This is a genomic window from Billgrantia saliphila (assembly GCF_002930105.1).
GTDB lineage: Bacteria > Pseudomonadota > Gammaproteobacteria > Pseudomonadales > Halomonadaceae > Halomonas > Halomonas saliphila.
In genome coordinates, this window is record NZ_PJRN01000018.1 from 1 (window position 1) to 16,098 (window position 16,098).

The following is a 16,098-nucleotide window of genomic DNA, read 5'->3' on the forward strand; positions in this document are numbered from 1 at the left end:
GTGGACCTGCAGATGAACGAAGGCAAGACCTGCGTTATCGAGATCATGTGCACGCGCGAGCTGGGTGATCCCTTCCGCCGCGACGCACTGAAGAAGCCGGTGCGACTGCTGGAGAAGTACCAGGACTACGTTTAAGGCCCTGCTTGTTCAGTGGATGTGGTCTTCCCCCGGCTCGTCCGGGGGCTTTTTCTATCGAAGCTTTTTTTCTTGGGGTAGTTTTCTTAGCCCAAGGCAGGAGGTTCATGCAATGAAGGCGCTATATCGGATTCTCGAGCGTGCTCGCCAAACTCCTAAGCGCATAGTGCTCTGTGAAGGAGAAGATGTGAGGGTTATTCACGCCGCCATCAAAGCGGCTGAGGATGGCATTGCTCACATTATACTGGTCGGAGAGCGAGATAAGATAAAGTCACTATCCATTCAGCATGAGCTCAATCTGCAGCTCGTTGAGGTAATTGATCCGGCCGACTCACCCTTGACAGGCGATCTGCAGAAGGCCTTGTATATGCTGCGCGGGGAGAAAGGCATGACCCGTGAAGAAGCCGAGACTGCCGTTTACGTTCCTCTTTGTTTTGCCAACCTGCTTGTGCGGGAGGGATATGCGGATGGTTCTGTGGCGGGGGCGGTATACACTACAGCCGACGTGGTTCGTACAGCTATCCAGATCATAGGCATAGCACCAGAATTTCGCATAGTATCCAGTTTCTTTCTAATGATGCTGTGCAAGCCCTTTCACAAAATGAAAGGCGGTATGATCTTTTCTGACTGTGGTCTGGTAATTGAACCGAATGCGTATCAGTTGGCCGAAATCGCCATGTCGGCAGCAGACAGTGCCGAGGCGCTATTAAATGAAGAGGCACGGGTGGCCATGCTGTCGTTCTCTACTGGTGGCAGTGCTGCGCACGGGAATGTGGACAAGGTAGTCCAAGCAGCCCGTAATGTTAAGGCCCAACGGCCTGAGCTCGCCATAGATGAGGATGTTCAACTAGATGCCGCCATCGTCGCAGAGATTTCTGAGCGCAAGCTGCCGTACTCTAAAGTCAGAGGGAACGCCAATGTATTGATTTTCCCTGATCTGGAGGCTGGCAATATCGGTTATAAGCTAGCCGAGCGAATCGGCGGTGCCGAAGCCATTGGACCGCTGCTTCAGGGACTAGCCAAGCCGGCCAACGACCTGTCGCGCGGCTGTAGCGTTGGAGATATCTACAACGTGATAGCTGTAACCTCAGTGCAAGCACAAAGGCTCTCGGGCGCTCCCGACAACTGATGGTCTTTCAAGGAAGTCTAATATGATCCCGACTACCTTGACGATGGAGTCAGGGGCGCTGCTAGGGACACTGGCCGTCATGGCGGTGGCCGGTTACCTACATACAGTAGCGGGATTCGGCCTCGGAATGATCGTAATGGGAGCGGCTGGCGGGCTTGGAGTAGCGTCGCTACCGGTGCTGGCGGCGGTGGTAAGTTTGCTGACGTTAGCGAATAGTGCCATAGCCCTGCCGGGAGGGTGGCGCGGCCTGGGGAAACATCGCGTCATTGCCCTGGCAATGGGCATCGTGCCATCCATCATGCTTGGCGTTTGGCTGTTGGCTTGGTTGAGCGCCTCATCCAGGGCGCTGCTTACACTTCTGCTGGGCGTCCTTGTGCTTTATGGGGGGGTGAGCGTCGGGCTGCGCCCGCGTCCACGACTGCAGGAGTCCCCACCTTGGAGTTATGCCGTCAGTGGTGTGTTGACGGGGCTTTGTGGTGGACTATTCGGCGTTCCTGGTCCGCCGGCCATTTATCACTGTTATCGCCAGCCGCTGCCGCTGGAAACGATACGGCTCTTGTTGATCCTTTGCTTTGCTATCACCTCGGGGATGCGCACCTTGTTCGTCGCAACCCAGGGAGGACTGACAGCAGATGTTTGGGAACTTGCCATATGGGCGATACCTGTCGTGGGGGCCGCGACCTGGCTTGGCCGTCGGTACCCTCCCGTGTGCTCTGCCGAGAAAATGCGTAGGCTGGCCATGCTGGCCTTGATCGCACTGGGTATGTTTATTTTGATCAAGGGTTTGCTGTCATTGGCAACCCCGAGTGGAGGAGAGTAAAGGAAACTGATCAGCGATGACTCTCGAGTTGCTACAGCGCAGTGGCACTGCATGGAAAGTTGAAGCATCTCTGATATGCGGCTGCTCCACCTTGGCCGAGTCACGCTCGGCCATGACGCGCTGATACTTCTCCTGCACCCGCTGGGCAGCCTTCGGGTCAACCTTGAATACCTCACCGAAGTCGTCACTCTGATCGTCGCGGCGAAAGTAGTTCTGGCCCACGATGACGCTTTCCCCTTTGTCGACCTTCTGTTTGCGTTCATGCGCACGCTCGGCGATTCGCGCCTGCAGGTAGCCATCCTCGATCGCCTTCTCCACGCCGCCATATTCATCGATTTCATCGATGACTCGGCGTGTCTCTTCTTCCATCTTGTCAGTTAGCCACTCCACGTGGTTCGTCGGCAAGTATGGCGAGGTCGAGCGCGTGCCGCGCAGCGACTTCGACAACCTGCGTGCGTCTTTGCAGAAACGTGCCGTGCCCCAGCGTCAACGTCACTGAACCACCACCGAGCCCATCCACCCCTACCACCATCACCCAATCCATGACACCCGCACGCTGACCCGCCAGGCCGACCCGACCCCGCACGATTCACATCCTGCTGCGCTGACACCGAGCTTCGCCTTCGCCGTGCCCAACCCCGCCAGCCGGTCGCTTCGATCGGCTGCTGTGTGGCTGTCAGGTGGTAGGCGCGTACCCATGCTCCGAGCTATGTTGCAGTGCACAAAATTCCCTGCTACCGTGTGTGGTATGCAGCAGAGCGGGAATCTCCCGCTCCAAGGCATTCAGAACCCCGGAGGTTCCCATCATGAGCAACGCATTCGCATTCGATGCCAAGCAGTTTGATACCGCCCAGCTTGAGTCCGCTTTCTTCGCCCCGGCTCGCGCTTTCGCTGCTTTGTCCATCGACTACACCGAGAAGCTGGTCAATGCCCAGCTCGAGGCTACCAAGGCATATAGCGACACCACCCTGGCGCAGCTGCGTAGCCTGTCCGAGGTCAAGGATGCCGAGGGCCTGAAGAGCTATCTGGAAGGCCAGCAGGCCGTTGCCAAAGACTTGACCGAGCGCCTGAAGGGCGATGCCGGCAAGGTCGTAGCCCTGCAGCAGGACTTCGTGCAGCAAAGCCAGAAGCTGACCGAGAATAGCGTCAAGCAGGCCCAGCAAGACCTTCAGTCGGCCGCCGAGAGCGAGACTGGAAGCAAGTCCGCGCCCAAGGCGGTCAAGGAAACTACTTCCAAGGCCAAGTAAGCCTTAGGCCTGCGGGCCGCGCCGACGCAAGATTCAGGCCGCCGATCCATGATCGGCGGCTTTTTGCTATGTGAGCGATGGCCATGGGCCGGTTGATGGCTCCCTCCGCACGGCTAACGCCTTGCTGCGCTGACGCCGGCCGTAGTGGATAATCTCCTGAAAACTTATTTCTTCGAAACATCTTGTTTTTAGAAGATAAAAATATCCGCTATCTTCCTTTTCAGTCCTGTCCCATAGACGACCTGGCTGACCTGACCTCCGTTCAGAGGCGCCTCTAACTATGGGGTTTTGACAGGGCTGTTTTGACACCAGTCATCATAAAGGGAGCATTGGCTATGGAAATGGCTTTGGGCTTTGGCGCAATTGCATCGATCGCATTGATTATCGGCGGGGTTGCCGGGTCGTACTGGTCGCCGAGCCGCCGTATCACCGGCGTGTTGCTGGCTTTCGCTAGTGGCACTTTGATCTCGGCTCTGGCTTTCGATCTCTTTCCCTTGGCTGTGGAGGCGGGGGGGCTCACCCGTTCAACAACCGGATTAATCGCCGGTGCTGGCGTCTTCGTTATCATCAACACCTGGCTGGACAAGAGGGCCGCCCCGCTCGCTGCCGACACAGAGGCCGGTGCTGGCAAGGCCGAAGAGATCCAGGTGCTCAAGGAAGGGGCTTCTCGGGGCATGGGCTTCGCCTTGCTGGCTTCTGTGACGCTGGACGGCGTACCGGAGAACCTGGCGCTTGGTGCCAGTCTGCAACAGGAGGCCAGTCTTACCCTGCTGATGGCTATCTTTGCCTCCAACCTGCCGGAGTCTTTGGTTGGCGCCATGGCCATGCGCAAAGGCGGCCAAAGACCACTTCGCGTCATTCTGATCTGGTCCGGAGCCGCCGTGATCCTGACTTTGACCGTGCTATTCGGAAGTCTTGCCACAGGCCTGGAGGCCGGGGCTCTGGCATTCGCATTGTCTTTCGCTGGTGGGGCGGTACTGGCCTCGCTGGCCGATACGCTTATGCCTGAGGCGTTCGAGCGGGGCCGTCCATTGAACTCCTTCGCCACCGCCGTGGGTTTTGTAGTGTCCTTTGCCCTGGCGAACTGAAGGGAGCAGTCTGCGCGGGGTCGTTTCCGCTTCTCGACCCGCCCTCATTACCCAGGTCGGTCGCGCCAACCACCTGGGTCTTGGCTGCTGTTAGGTTGCACGCATAATCCCTTGGTCGTTGGTTCGAGTTCAGCTGGGCCTACCAACTTCCCATCCCTTTTCATCTCAGTACATGCCAGAAGCCTTGCTGCCATCGGCCTTGTGGGTTTGTCAGCGTTTCATGACATGTCAGGAGGATTCTTGACATGCCCCCCGACAAAGGGGGCATGAATGGCGGCACAGCCACATGTTGCCCATTTGGTGCCCCATGAGCCAACGCCAGACGAACAAACTGACCGCCACCGCCGTTCGCAACGCCAAGCCTCGCGATAGTGAGTGAGTATAAAAATTCGCGAAGGTGCTAACCGCTTTTTGGCCGCAGGAGTCTGGAGCCAAGTTTTAATGCTGCGCTGAAGTCAGCAATCCGAAATGAGCACCATTTGACTCTTGTGACAGAGAGGAGTGGAAGCTTCTAGTTGTAGAAGGTGCGATACCAGATATCAGGTCGGCTTCGAAAGGAAGTGATATTGAGGATGTTGGGGTGTGGGTGAGAAAGAGCCTAGATGGTTGGAATTATCTGGAAAAGCGCAGAGGTGGCAGGGGCTTGAGGTGTTTCAAGAATTTTCTTAAGTACAGAATGAGTGGCTGAAGGGACTTGCCATACCCATAGGCTTCGGTTTTTTAGGTGGGAAAGGAAAAATGCATCATAACTATGATTATGTTGCATTTAGGTGTGGTAGCAAATTTGCCTACCACACCTCAACTCTTTCATTTGGACTCTAGCAGGGCCCTATCAAATGCTTAACCTCTAAAAAGGCTGCCAGGCCCCACGGACCCAGTTCTCGTCCGATCCCGCTACGTTTGAAGCCGCCCCAGCCAGTCTGGGGTAGCACCAACTGTTCGCTGTTGTACCAGATGCTGCCGGCCTTGAGCTGGCGGCCGATCCTCCTAGCTCGCTGTGGATCCCCGCTGATCACGGTAGCTGCCAGGCCAAATTCAGTGTCGCTAGCGAGTGCGACTGCCTCCGCTTCGTCGGCTACGCTGCGGGCGCAGAGTACCGGGCCAAATATCTCCTCCCGCCACAGGCGGCTGGTCGTGGGAACATCGCGATACAGCGTCGGTGCCAGGAAGTATCCGCGTTCGGGTAGGGTGCGGTGGCGTGCGTCGCGTACCGCCACGAGACCTTCTTGATCGGCCACGGCTAGGTAGCCTCGGACAGCGTCGCGCTGACAGGAGCTGGTCAAGGGGCCCATGTCGGTACCCTCGGCCAGTGGATCGCCCAGCTCGAGTGCATCGATGCGGTGTGCCAAGGCCGCGTAGAGCGGTTCTGCTACGTCCTGGTGAACCAGCAGCCGGGAAGTCGCTGAGCAGATTTGCCCCGCATTGTAATAGATGCCCGCCATCACCCAGTCGGCGGCCTGCTCGGGGTCGGCATCCTCCATCACCAGAATGGGCGATTTACCGCCTAGTTCGAGTGATACGCCAACGGTGCGTTCGGCCGCGGCATGCATCACGGCTTCGCCCACCCGGTTGCTACCGGTGAAAGAAACCTTGTCGATACCGGGATGTGCGCTGAGTGGGGCACCGATGCCGTTGCCGTCGCCAAAAAGCAGGTTGAGCACCCCCGCCGGCAGTTCCACCTCAAGGGCGATCTCAGCGATGACCCGCTCCGGCAACGGCGTCACTTCCGAGGGCTTGAGCACGACAGTGCAGCCCGCGGCCAGTGCCGGAGCGACTTTCCAGGCACTCGTCACCAGCGGGAAGTTCCACGGGGTGATGAGCCCGACGACACCGACGGGATCGTGATAGCACCGCGCTTCGACCCCTTCCATGTCGAGCCGAATCCGCTCTCCCTGGCGCTCGTCCAGGCTTCGTGCCTGTTGGGCGTAGTAGCGATAGCAGGCGATGGCGTCGTCCAGGTCGATGTTCGCTTCCGTCAACACTTTTCCATTATTGGTCGACGACAACCGTGCCAGCTCGTCTCGCCGGTGCGATAGTACATCGGCGAAACTCTCGAGGTACCTGCCGCGCTCGGCGCCGGTAAGCCCCTGCCAGGCGAGGAGGGCTCGCTGGGCAGCGCCCACGGCGGCATCCACGTCGCGTGGATGGCCGGTCGTCACCTCGGTGATTAGCTCTTCCGTGTAGGGGTTGGTCACGGGCAGTCGCCGCTCGCTTGCCGAGACGACCCATTGGTTGTCGATGAATTGGTGCCCCAGGGGTGTCATACAGGCTCCTTGGCAGCGGGTACGTTGTCCTGACACCAGGCCATCCAGGCATGGGCGTCGACCTCGACGAGAAACGGCCCGTCGGCCGGGCGGCTGTCGAGCGCCGTGGCCAGTTCGGGGGGAGAATCAACCCGTGTGGCCAGGCAGCCAAACCCATGGGCTACCGTGATGAAGTCGGGCGCCTGAATGTCTACGCCTAGACGCTCGACGCCGTGATTGTCCATATAGCGACGAATCTCCTCGTACCCCTGGTTATGCCATAGCAGGATCACCACGGGCAGCCGGTATTCGACGGCAGTGGCCAGCTCCGAGAGGGTGAACATAACGCCCCCATCCCCGACCAATGCGATGACGGGCAGTTCCGGCTGGCCAAGCTGGGCCCCCAGCGCCGCCGGCAGGCCGTATCCCAGCGTGCCGTAGCCGGTGGAGGCATTGAAGAAGTGTCGAGGGGCCGGCAGCGACAGCAGATGGTTGGCAGCGTAGACCGGGGCCGTGGAGTCGCCCACCCAGATGGCGTTAGGCAGTGCCTGTCGCAGGGTTTGGCACAGCGGTACGAAGGGGGAGAGAGCAGGATCCTGGGCAAGGTTCAACGCTTCACGAGTCATGCTGGCGCGGGCGTAGCCCTGCTTGTCCAAGGGGACCGGGAAATGCGCGAGCAGTCCTGCCATAGCCTGCGCCGCATCTCCAACCAGGCCTAACGATAAGGACTGGTTGCGCACCAACTGCTGGGCATCCAGATCAATGCGAATCAGCCGGCCAGTGAGGGCGAAACCGTCATCAAAGACCACGTCATAGTCGGTCTCGCCAAGCTCGGTGCCGATGGCCAGGATGACATCGGCTTCGCGCGCCAGCTTGCGCACGGCCGGCAGCCCTGTGTTGGCTCCTAGGTCCAGCGCATGCGCATCGCCCAGAAGGCCCTTGGCATTGATGGTGGTTGCTGTCGGCGCGTCCAGGCGAGCAACCAATTCTCTGGCCGCATCGGGTGCGTTGACGCAGCCGCCACCGAGCAGCACCAGCGGGCGCTGAGCGTCACGCAGCCACTGGGCCGCCTGGGCCAGCCCGTTGGGGTCGGGGGCAGGTGGATAGATAACCGGTGCCGCCCACTCCGCGGGAGGCTCTACCGCGGTGTCGAAGAGATCGATGGGAATCTCGATATGTACCGGCCCCGGCTGCTGACCCTTGAAGACAGCGAAGGCCCGAGCCAGCACTTCGGGCAGGCCGTTGGGATCAAGCAGGGTGTGGCTGAAACGTGACACGCCTGCCACCAGACCTTGCTGGCTCTCAAGCTCATGCAGTCGACCCTGACCGCGGCCCAGGGTGTCCCGGCGATTAACGCTGGAAATCACCAGCATGGGCACCGAATCGGCCAGTGCCTGACCCATGGCGGTGGCGATATTGGTCATACCGGGCCCGGTGATGATCAAGCAGACGCCGGGCCTGCCCGTCGCACGGGCGTAGCCATCGGCCATGAAGCCAGCGCCCTGCTCGTGGCGCGGCGTGACGTGGCGCACACCGCTCTCCTCGAGGCCACGGTACAGCTCCACGGTATGCACCCCGGGAATACCGAAGAGCGTATCGACGCCGTAGCGGTCGCGCAGGAGACGAATGAGTAGTTCAGCACAGGTCATGTCAGGACTCCGTAAAGCGTGCATGATTTTGGCGGCTCACGAGGCTAGTGCTGGCGGCTGGTCTTGCCAGGTGGCTTCCAGACCGAAGTTGATCAATGCACGGTCGCGGTCGTAGACCGGCTGGCCCTGGAGGAAGCTCAGCTCTACCTGGGTGCGATGCAGATTGCCACGCACCACACGAGAGAAAGGATCGTGGTCCAGCACGATGAGGTCGGCAGACTTGCCCACTTCGAGCGAGCCGGTTTCGTGCTCCAGCCCCATGGCATAGGCGCCGTTCAGCGTGGCGACGCGTAGCGCTTCCTCAAGACTGATCGGTGTGCCGAAGCGCTCCTCACCTGGCTCCCAGGGGTTCTGGCGTGTCACGAGGGTCTCCAGGGCGAGCCAGGGGTCGATGGAGGCTACCGGGAAGTCGGTTCCGAAGACCGCCACGCCTCCCGCATTCAGCACACCGCGCAGGTTGTAGGCGCGCGACAGTCGCTCCTTCCCATAGCCGGCCCGTGCACCCGAGGTGAAGCGCGAGGGATACCAGGCCGCCGGAGAGAACTCGGCGATGACGTCCAACTCGGCGAAGCGGGCGAGGTTGGCGTCGTGCAGGATGGTGCTGTGGGCGCACTGGTGGCGTACGCCGCTGGGTCCGTTGATGCGCCGGGTGGCTGCCACTGCATCCAGGAACAGGTCGGAGGCGCCGTCGCCGGTGCAGTGGGCAATGACCCGTATGCCGCGGCGATCCATGTCGACCAGCATGTCGCGCAGGTGTTCGGGGGTGAGGTTGATCTTGCCGCGCCAGTCGTCGCCGTTCTCCCAGGGCGTGAGCAGGAAGGAGGAGCGAGGCTCCACGGTTCCGTCGAAATGGAACTTGACGGCATTGGCGCTCAGGCGACTGCTGGCATAGTAGTGGCGCTCGCCGCAGAGCAGCTCCCAGCGTCGTTTGACCGGAAAGATGTCGTCTTGCCAGCTGATAGCCGCTTCTACGCGTAGACTTAACTTGCCTGCATCATCGAGCTGCTTGAGGGCGGCCAGTCGCTGTTCGCATACGTGCACGTACTTGGTCGCCGTAACGCCGCGGCTGGTCTGAAAGTGCAAACCTTCTTGATAGGCCTTGCGTAGTACCTCCACAGGTGTGGGAGGCATGGCGGCGTGGATCATGGCATAGGCACCGTCGATCATCAGACCAGTGGGCTCGCCGGTCAGCGGGTCGCGTTCCATGTAGCCATTGCGCGGGTCTGAAGTGTGACGGTCGATACCGGCCAGGGCCATTGCCTTGCTATTGACCATCATCGTTCCCCACATCCGGTCGAGGATGGCCACTGGGCGGTCGGGCATGAAGCTATCCAGCCATTCACGACCTGGGGTCAGCCCAGTCTGACGGAAGGTGTAACGCACGAAATAGGCGCCATGGATCCAACCGTCTCCGGGGTGACTCGCGGCATAATCGAGGATAGCCTGCTTGACCTGCTCGGGGGTGGGATCTTCGATGCCGATCTTGAGCGAATCGTCATACTTGGCTGCCAACCCCAGGTCCGGGTGGGTGTGCATGTCGTGCAGGCCGGGCATGACAAAGCGGCCGCCCAACGGGATCACTCGCGTATCGGGTCCGATCCATTCGTGCATTGAACTGTCGTCTCCCAGCGCGCACAGACGCCCGCCGGCCATGGCCAGCGCCTCGGCCCAGGGGCGAGCAGGATCGAGCGTAAAGATCTTTCCCCCTTGCAACACGATATCGGCATGGCGTGGGGCGGGCGCATGGCTGGAACGCCAGGGATCGAACATGGTTTCACCTCTATTGTTGTGCAAGATTCACCTTAAACCAGTAAAAAAGGGTCTGAGGTGTTAATTTCTTGCGTCTGAGGTGAGCTTTCCTGTCGCTTCAACAGCTCAACTGGACAAGGCTGGAGCGCCGAGCAATCCCTCCAGCAGCTTCTTGATCCAATCACTGAAAGCTTGGACGTTGGGATCTTCTAGTTTGCTGTGAGGGGTGACCAGGTAGTAGGCCCGATCGCTGGGAATCTTCTCGCCGAAAGGGCGAACAAGTTGGCCGTGACGCAGGCTATCTCCACACACCACGTCGTCGCCGATGGCGACGCCCTGGCCGGACAGTGCCGCCTGCAGCACCAGCAGGACATTTGAGAAGTATATACCGGACTCGAACTTGACTTGATTCTTTCCCGCACAGCCTGCCAGCCAGAGCTGCCAGTCATGTACGTCGTGCAAGTGCAGTAGGGTGGCACGATCCAGGTCGCGGGGATGGGTGATGTTGAGTTCGTTGAGCAGGGTCGGGCTGCACACGGGGTGGTACATCGGCTGCGCCAACAGCTCTACATGCTGATCGGTATGCACGCCATCACTGAACACCACGAAGAGATCGAAGTTGGGCTGATTGATCGTCTCGTCTTCGCGATTGGTGCTCAGGTGCAGGCGTATGGTGGGGTAGGCGCAGTAGAAATCGTTGATATGGCGACTGATGACGCTTGCGGCGAAGCCAGGCGGCATGCAGACGTGCAAATGCCCGTTGTACTCCTGGTCCGGCAGATTGGCGTGGATCCGCTCCAGGCTCTGGAGTACCTCACGGACTTCACCGGCATAGAGCTGACCCGCCGGGGTCAGGATTACGCCGCGTCCCCGACGCTCGTACAGGCGTATGTTGAGCTGGCTTTCCAGCAGCCGCAGCTGATGGCTGATGGCGCTACGGGTAAGGCTGAGGTAATCGGCGGCGTCGGTCAGGCTGCCAAGCCTTGCCAGGGCCTCGAAAGCGCGCAGGGCCTGTAGCGAGGGAAGATGGTTCGCTTTTTGTTGAGCCATTTTGACCAATCAGATGATTATTTTTGACTTTTGATGAGTTGAGTTTGCTCTATAGTGGTTTTCAAAGCAATAACACTCCCAAGAGGAGCCTGAATGACCACGCAAACTCAACGTGATGCTCTCACCCAGCGCGTCGATGCGCTGATGCCCAAGCTTTCCGATTGGAACCAGACCATCTGGCACTACGCCGAAACCGCGTGGCGGGAATACCGCTCGGCGCGTTTCTATGTCGACTTGCTGCGCGAACACGGCTTCGAGGTGGAGGAGGGCTCGGGTGGCATGCCCACGGCCTTCTGCGCCACCTGGAGCAACGGTGAGGGTCCTACCCTTGGCGGCTATGCGGAGTACGATGCGGTGCCCGGCAATTGTCAGGCGGCTGACGTGGTGAAACGTCCCCGCGACAACCTGAGCCCTTGGGCCGGCGGCCATACCGACCCGCATTCCGCGTTGGGAATGGGCTCCCTGGGTGGCTTCCTGGCCATGCAGGCGCTGATGAAGGAGCAGGGTATCGGCGGCACGCTGAAGTTTTTCGGCGAGCCGGCCGAGAAGGTGCGCGGTTCGAAGCCGATCCATGCGGCACGCGGCTATTACGATGACCTGGATGCGGCGATCAGCTTCCATCCTTTTTATATGCTGCCCCTGTGCAACACCACGCGCTGGGACACCCATTGCGGCGCCGCTTATGGTGTGATCTACACCTTTCTGTGCGATAGCCCCGAGACCTGGATGACCCGCGGGAGCCATTCTCCCATCGCGGCCTCCCATGCCAGCGCTCGTGCCCCGGGGGCCAACGACGCCGTCACCCAGATGTACCTCAACGCCAAGGCCTTGCGCGAGCATGTGCTGGCCAGCGGCCTGAACTGGTCGATGAACGAGGCGATCCTGAACGCCGGCCAGGCGACCGCGGACAACTTGGCGGCGCAGATGTCCCAGATCCAGTACTTCATTCGCGTCTCGTCAGTGGAGCAGGCGGAACATGTGGTCAGGGGGCTCGACCATATCGCCGAATCCGTTGCCAAGCTGACCCACTGCCGGGTCGAGCGTCACTGGGTCGCCAAGTCGCGCCCCGGCCTGCCGAACCATGCCCTGGCTGAACTGACCTATGCCAACCTCGAGCGGATTGGAGCGCCGCGGTTGGGCGACGAGGCCATTGAGCTTGCCCGCCGGATCCAGGCCAACCTGGGCATGGCACCAATGGAGAAGCCCTTCCTGGCCGATATCGAAACCCTGCGCAAGCCGCAGGATGCTGAGCGTGAACTGCGCCAGATACTGCCGCCCAACCAGACCCATTTCACCTCCGACGACTACACCGAATACAGCTGGCATGCACCGACCGTGCGCCTGTACATCGGACGCCCGGCGCTGGCGCCCCGTGACGATGGCGGCGCATACCCCGATTGGGTCATGAATGCCCTGGGTGGCTTGGCTCCGTGTATCGATCCCATGATCGAGACGGCGGCGAAAACGGTTGGGCTGACGCTGCTCGACTTGTTCCAGGAGCCGGACGCACTGAACGCGGCGAAGGCTGAGTTCGAACAGCGTACCGGTGGCGGTGTCGGCGGCGACCAGTGGCTGGCCCCGCTGTGCGATTACGAACCGCCGATTCATTTCCGCTGGCCTGAATACGTCACCACCCCGCGTGGTGAGAACGACTGGGTGATTCCGGCACCCAACGAGTGCTCCCAGGCACCCCGGTAGGCTTAATGCTTCCCACTTCAGCAGGAGAAGATCATGGATAACAACAAGTTCACCATTCGACCCGTTGCCACCTCCATCAAGGCTGGTCTGGCTTGCTTGGCCCTGGCGGGTAGTGCTCTAGCCTTTCCGGTATCCGTGCTGGCCCAAGACGGTGAGGTTATTGAGATTCGCATGCAGCGTTACACCGGCACCGAAGAAGATGCGATCTTCGAGCGTCTTCAAGACATGCTGCATGAAGCCAGCGATGGCCGAATCAAGCTGAATATCTTTCGTGGGGGCGAGCTGGTGCCCAATGACCAGATGTTCGCCGCACTGCGCAGCGGCACCCTGCAGGCCATTTATGGCTACGGCGGTTACTGGGGTGGGCAGATGGATACGGCCGTGCTCGAGTCCGGCATTCCCATGGCCTGGACCAGCCTCGAGGAAGCTCAGGAGCTCTGGAACGAGCGCGGCCTGGGGGAACTGCTGACCGAGAACTACGCCCAGCAGGGCGTTCACTACACCGTGCCGGTTTTCGGTGGCAAGTTCGACCTGCTCACCAAGGAGCCGGTCGACTCCTTGGCCGATCTGAGTGAGCTGAAGATCCGTGCGACTCCGTCCGTGTCGGCGGTTCTCAACCACTTCGACATTCCCACGGTCTATATCCCGCCGCAGGAGTTCTACATCGCCCTGAGCACCAACGCCATCGACGGTCTGATCTATGGCGGTCCCTATGACTATTCGGTACTCAAGCTTAACGAGGTGGCCACCAGCTACACCGAAATGAACATGCTCTATCCGGGCTTCGTCGACAACGTGCTGGTCAACCAGAACGTCTGGAACCGCATGCCGGAAGATCTCCAGGAGACCTTCATGGAGGTCACCGCCGAGTGGGCCGACTATCGCCACCAGAAGTTCGTGGAATGGAACGAGGAGGCTGCTCACCTGTTCGAAATCACCACCCTCCCAGAGAACGATGTACTGGCGATGACCGAGGCGGCTCAGGAAGTCTGGGATGCCGAAGCCGAAAAGTCGCCGCAAGCTGCCGAGGCCATCGAGATGATTCGCAACATGGCCCGTGACAAGGGCCGCCTCGAGTGACTGGGAGCCAAGCGATGCACCTGCTTCACGCCTGGATCCGCTGGCAGGACCGCCTGAGCGAGTGGCTCGGACGGTTGGTCGCCTGGCTCGGTTTCGCCCTGGTTTGCGTATTGGTGTATGAGGTGGCGGCGCGGCAATTGCTGCGCTCGCCCACCAACTGGGCGCATGAGGCCTCGACGCTGACCTACGGCGTCTATGCCATCCTGGCCGGGGCCTACACCGAGAAATGGCAAGGTCATGTCCGGATCGATATCTTCTACCAGCGGCTCTCGACGAAAGGGAAAGCGCTGGTTTCCTTCATCATCGGCGTGCTCACGCTGATCCTGCTGGCGTTGCTGCTCGAGAGCGCCTACGACTTCGCCATGCAATCGGTGGCCATGCAGGAGCGTTCCTTCCGTAGCACCTGGGCACCGATCATCTGGCCGGTGAAAGTGATGATTCCGTTGGCCGTGCTGCTGATCATGCTGCAAATGCTGGCCAACACCCTGCGGCACCTCTGCACCCTACTGGGCCATCCCCTCGAAACCGGTCCTTCGTCCGGTCAAGCTACCGACACTCGGGGGGACTCCCATGGTAAGCATTGATCCGATACTGCTGACGCTGTTGATGTTCGGGGCCATGTTGACTCTGATGTTCTTCGGAGTGCCGCTGGCCTGGACCCTGATGGGTGTGGGCGTCGGCTTCGGCTACTGGATCTGGGGGCCGGACAGTCTCGGCATCATGCTGCCTTCGGTCTTCGGCCTGATGAACGAGTTCATTCTGGTCGCACTGCCGCTGTTCATCCTGATGGGAATGATCCTGGAGCGATCCGGCATCGCCGACGATCTCTTCGAGATGATCTACAAGATCATGGGGGGCGTACGCGGCGGTCTGGGCATGGGGACTGTGGTGATCTGTGCCTTGATTGCCGCCATGGTGGGCATTACCGGTGCCGCGACCGTAAGCCTGGGGCTGATCGCGCTGCCCGCCATGCTCAAGCGCGGCTACAGCAAGCAGCTCTCGGCAGGTGCCATCATGGCGGGGGGCGCGCTGGGCTTCTTGATTCCGCCCTCCCTGGTCATGATCCTCTACGCCTTCCTGACCCGCGAGTCGGTGGGCAAGTTGTTCGCCGCGGGGGTCATGCCCGGCCTGATGCTGGCCGCTATTTACATGCTCTACATCGGCATTCGCTGTCACCGCAACCCGACGCTGGGGCCACCCATCGAAGTCTCCGAGCGGATCGGTTTCTGGGAGAAAGTTGTCGCGCTGAAGGCGGTGATACTGCCCGGCGCCCTGATCGCCGTGGTACTGGGAACCATGGCGATCGGCGTGGCCTCGCCCACCGAGGCTTCGGCGCTGGGCGCCTTTGGTGCCATGCTCTGCGCCCTGGCCCACGGCAAGCTCAACCTCACCATGCTCAACAGTGCGCTGTTCAGCACGGCGCGCATCATGGGCATGCTGATGTGGATAATGATCGGTGCGGTGATCTTCTCGAAGATCTATATCGCCCTGGGGGCTGGCCAGGCGATCGTGGGCCAGATAATGGCCGCCGACCTAAGTCCTTACCTCGTCCTGAGCGTGATTCTGCTCAGCTATCTGGTACTGGGCATGTTCCTGGACGACTCGGCCATCCTGTTCATCACCGTGCCGCTCTATGTGCCGATCATAAAGGCGCTGGGTTTCGATCCGATCTGGTTTGCCACGCTGTTCGTGTTGGCGATGCAGAGCGCATATCTGACCCCGCCCTTTGGCTACAACCTGTTCTACATGCGTTCGGTGGCGCCTCCAGAGGTGACGACCGGCGATCTCTATCGCTCGGTGATCCCGTTCCTGGCCATGCAGATACTCGGCATCGTGCTGCTGGTGCTGTTTCCGCAGATTGCCTTGTGGCTGCCCGAGCTCATCTTCGATTAGGAGGTTTCATGAGCCATCAACCATTACCGGCCGAACCGACACGGCAACTCGAGGATGACAAGGTCATCGTAACGCGCTGGGATTTCTCGCCTGGCGCGGAGACTGGCTGGCATCGTCACCTCCATGACTATGTCGTCGTTCCGCTCGTGGATGGCGTGATGCGTCTGCACACTGCTGAGGGATACCACGAAAGCGAGGTCAAAGCAGGCGTTTCCTACCGCCGCCTGGCCGGCGTCGAGCATAACGTCATCAACGCGGGCGAGGGGCACTTTGCCTTCGTCGAGATCGAGCTCAAGGCGACCCAGGAGGACAAATAA

General features: G+C 60.3%; 14 protein-coding genes. 9 read left to right on the forward strand and 5 right to left on the reverse strand.

Features of this window, described 5'->3' with window-relative positions; translation table 11 throughout:
* Nucleotides 1-247 precede the first annotated feature (247 nt).
* Together pta and CYJ07_RS17065 are read left to right on the forward strand one after the other, a co-directional pair.
* A complete protein-coding gene (gene pta / locus CYJ07_RS17060; RefSeq protein WP_104204925.1) occupies nt 248-1,264 on the forward strand; it encodes a phosphate acetyltransferase in 1,017 nt (338 codons plus the stop codon).
* A 22-nt stretch (nt 1,265-1,286) separates the two neighbouring features.
* Nucleotides 1,287-2,084: a TSUP family transporter gene (locus CYJ07_RS17065; RefSeq protein WP_197038416.1), complete on the forward strand. Its 798-nt coding sequence runs from the start codon at nt 1,287-1,289 to the stop codon at nt 2,082-2,084.
* Here CYJ07_RS17065 and CYJ07_RS17070 read toward each other — a convergent pair.
* Nucleotides 2,055-2,531, reverse strand: coding sequence for a methylmalonyl-CoA mutase family protein (locus CYJ07_RS17070; protein WP_156085520.1), 477 nt, complete (start codon nt 2,529-2,531; stop codon nt 2,055-2,057). The two genes, CYJ07_RS17065 and CYJ07_RS17070, sit on opposite strands and share 30 nt — an antisense overlap.
* A 359-nt stretch (nt 2,532-2,890) precedes the next feature.
* Between CYJ07_RS17070 and CYJ07_RS17080 the strand changes: the two genes are divergently transcribed.
* Together CYJ07_RS17080 and CYJ07_RS17085 are read left to right on the forward strand one after the other, a co-directional pair.
* Nucleotides 2,891-3,331 carry a phasin family protein gene (locus tag CYJ07_RS17080; protein WP_104204928.1) on the forward strand — a complete coding sequence of 147 codons (441 nt, stop codon included), beginning with the start codon at nt 2,891-2,893 and terminating at the stop codon, nt 3,329-3,331.
* A gap of 335 nt (nt 3,332-3,666) precedes the next feature.
* The gene (locus CYJ07_RS17085) at nt 3,667-4,419 is read left to right on the forward strand and encodes a ZIP family metal transporter (protein WP_104204929.1); all 753 of its coding nucleotides are present in this window, start codon (nt 3,667-3,669) and stop codon (nt 4,417-4,419) included.
* A gap of 818 nt (nt 4,420-5,237) precedes the next feature.
* On the opposite strand, the gene CYJ07_RS17090 is transcribed toward CYJ07_RS17085, so the two are convergent.
* From CYJ07_RS17090 to CYJ07_RS17105, 4 genes are all read right to left on the reverse strand, one after another.
* Complete coding sequence (locus tag CYJ07_RS17090; protein WP_104204930.1) at nt 5,238-6,683, reverse strand: aldehyde dehydrogenase family protein; 1,446 nt, start codon at nt 6,681-6,683, stop codon at nt 5,238-5,240.
* Nucleotides 6,680-8,311: a 5-guanidino-2-oxopentanoate decarboxylase gene (locus tag CYJ07_RS17095; RefSeq protein ID WP_104204931.1), complete on the reverse strand. Its 1,632-nt coding sequence runs from the start codon at nt 8,309-8,311 to the stop codon at nt 6,680-6,682. The genes CYJ07_RS17090 and CYJ07_RS17095 overlap by 4 nt, the downstream gene beginning before the upstream one ends.
* A 36-nt stretch (nt 8,312-8,347) precedes the next feature.
* Nucleotides 8,348-10,081, reverse strand: a complete 1,734-nt coding sequence (locus CYJ07_RS17100; protein WP_104204932.1) for an amidohydrolase — start codon at nt 10,079-10,081, stop codon at nt 8,348-8,350.
* Between the two features lie 105 nt (nt 10,082-10,186).
* Nucleotides 10,187-11,110, reverse strand: coding sequence for a LysR substrate-binding domain-containing protein (locus tag CYJ07_RS17105; RefSeq protein ID WP_104204933.1), 924 nt, complete (start codon nt 11,108-11,110; stop codon nt 10,187-10,189).
* Between the two features lie 93 nt (nt 11,111-11,203).
* Between CYJ07_RS17105 and CYJ07_RS17110 the strand changes: the two genes are divergently transcribed.
* From CYJ07_RS17110 to CYJ07_RS17130, 5 genes are read left to right on the forward strand one after another with little or no spacing between them, the layout of a single operon-like run.
* A complete protein-coding gene (locus tag CYJ07_RS17110) occupies nt 11,204-12,808 on the forward strand; it encodes a zinc-binding metallopeptidase family protein (RefSeq protein WP_104204934.1) in 1,605 nt (534 codons plus the stop codon).
* Between the two features lie 33 nt (nt 12,809-12,841).
* Entirely contained in the window at nt 12,842-13,888 is a 1,047-nt protein-coding gene (gene dctP, locus CYJ07_RS17115; RefSeq protein ID WP_104204935.1) for a TRAP transporter substrate-binding protein DctP, read from the forward strand.
* Nucleotides 13,889-13,902: 14 nt separating this feature from the next.
* Nucleotides 13,903-14,472 carry a TRAP transporter small permease subunit gene (locus CYJ07_RS17120; protein ID WP_104204936.1) on the forward strand — a complete coding sequence of 190 codons (570 nt, stop codon included), beginning with the start codon at nt 13,903-13,905 and terminating at the stop codon, nt 14,470-14,472.
* A complete protein-coding gene (locus CYJ07_RS17125; RefSeq protein WP_104204937.1) occupies nt 14,459-15,781 on the forward strand; it encodes a TRAP transporter large permease in 1,323 nt (440 codons plus the stop codon). The genes CYJ07_RS17120 and CYJ07_RS17125 overlap by 14 nt, the downstream gene beginning before the upstream one ends.
* 8 nt (nt 15,782-15,789) lie before the next feature.
* Nucleotides 15,790-16,098 carry a cupin domain-containing protein gene (locus CYJ07_RS17130; protein WP_104204938.1) on the forward strand — a complete coding sequence of 103 codons (309 nt, stop codon included), beginning with the start codon at nt 15,790-15,792 and terminating at the stop codon, nt 16,096-16,098.

Excerpts from the sequence above, each read along its gene's own strand:
- pta (WP_104204925.1), top strand. The coding sequence starts at position 248 with ATGAAGGCGCTATATCGGATTCTCGAGCGTGCTCGCCAAACTCCTAAG.
- CYJ07_RS17065 (WP_197038416.1), top strand. The coding sequence starts at position 1,287 with ATGATCCCGACTACCTTGACGATGGAGTCAGGGGCGCTGCTAGGGACA.
- CYJ07_RS17080 (WP_104204928.1), top strand. The coding sequence starts at position 2,891 with ATGAGCAACGCATTCGCATTCGATGCCAAGCAGTTTGATACCGCCCAG.
- CYJ07_RS17085 (WP_104204929.1), top strand. The coding sequence starts at position 3,667 with ATGGAAATGGCTTTGGGCTTTGGCGCAATTGCATCGATCGCATTGATT.
- CYJ07_RS17090 (WP_104204930.1), bottom strand. The coding sequence starts at position 6,683 with ATGACACCCCTGGGGCACCAATTCATCGACAACCAATGGGTCGTCTCG.
- CYJ07_RS17095 (WP_104204931.1), bottom strand. The coding sequence starts at position 8,311 with ATGACCTGTGCTGAACTACTCATTCGTCTCCTGCGCGACCGCTACGGC.
- CYJ07_RS17100 (WP_104204932.1), bottom strand. The coding sequence starts at position 10,081 with ATGTTCGATCCCTGGCGTTCCAGCCATGCGCCCGCCCCACGCCATGCC.
- CYJ07_RS17105 (WP_104204933.1), bottom strand. The coding sequence starts at position 11,110 with ATGGCTCAACAAAAAGCGAACCATCTTCCCTCGCTACAGGCCCTGCGC.
- CYJ07_RS17110 (WP_104204934.1), top strand. The coding sequence starts at position 11,204 with ATGACCACGCAAACTCAACGTGATGCTCTCACCCAGCGCGTCGATGCG.
- dctP (WP_104204935.1), top strand. The coding sequence starts at position 12,842 with ATGGATAACAACAAGTTCACCATTCGACCCGTTGCCACCTCCATCAAG.
- CYJ07_RS17120 (WP_104204936.1), top strand. The coding sequence starts at position 13,903 with ATGCACCTGCTTCACGCCTGGATCCGCTGGCAGGACCGCCTGAGCGAG.
- CYJ07_RS17125 (WP_104204937.1), top strand. The coding sequence starts at position 14,459 with ATGGTAAGCATTGATCCGATACTGCTGACGCTGTTGATGTTCGGGGCC.
- CYJ07_RS17130 (WP_104204938.1), top strand. The coding sequence starts at position 15,790 with ATGAGCCATCAACCATTACCGGCCGAACCGACACGGCAACTCGAGGAT.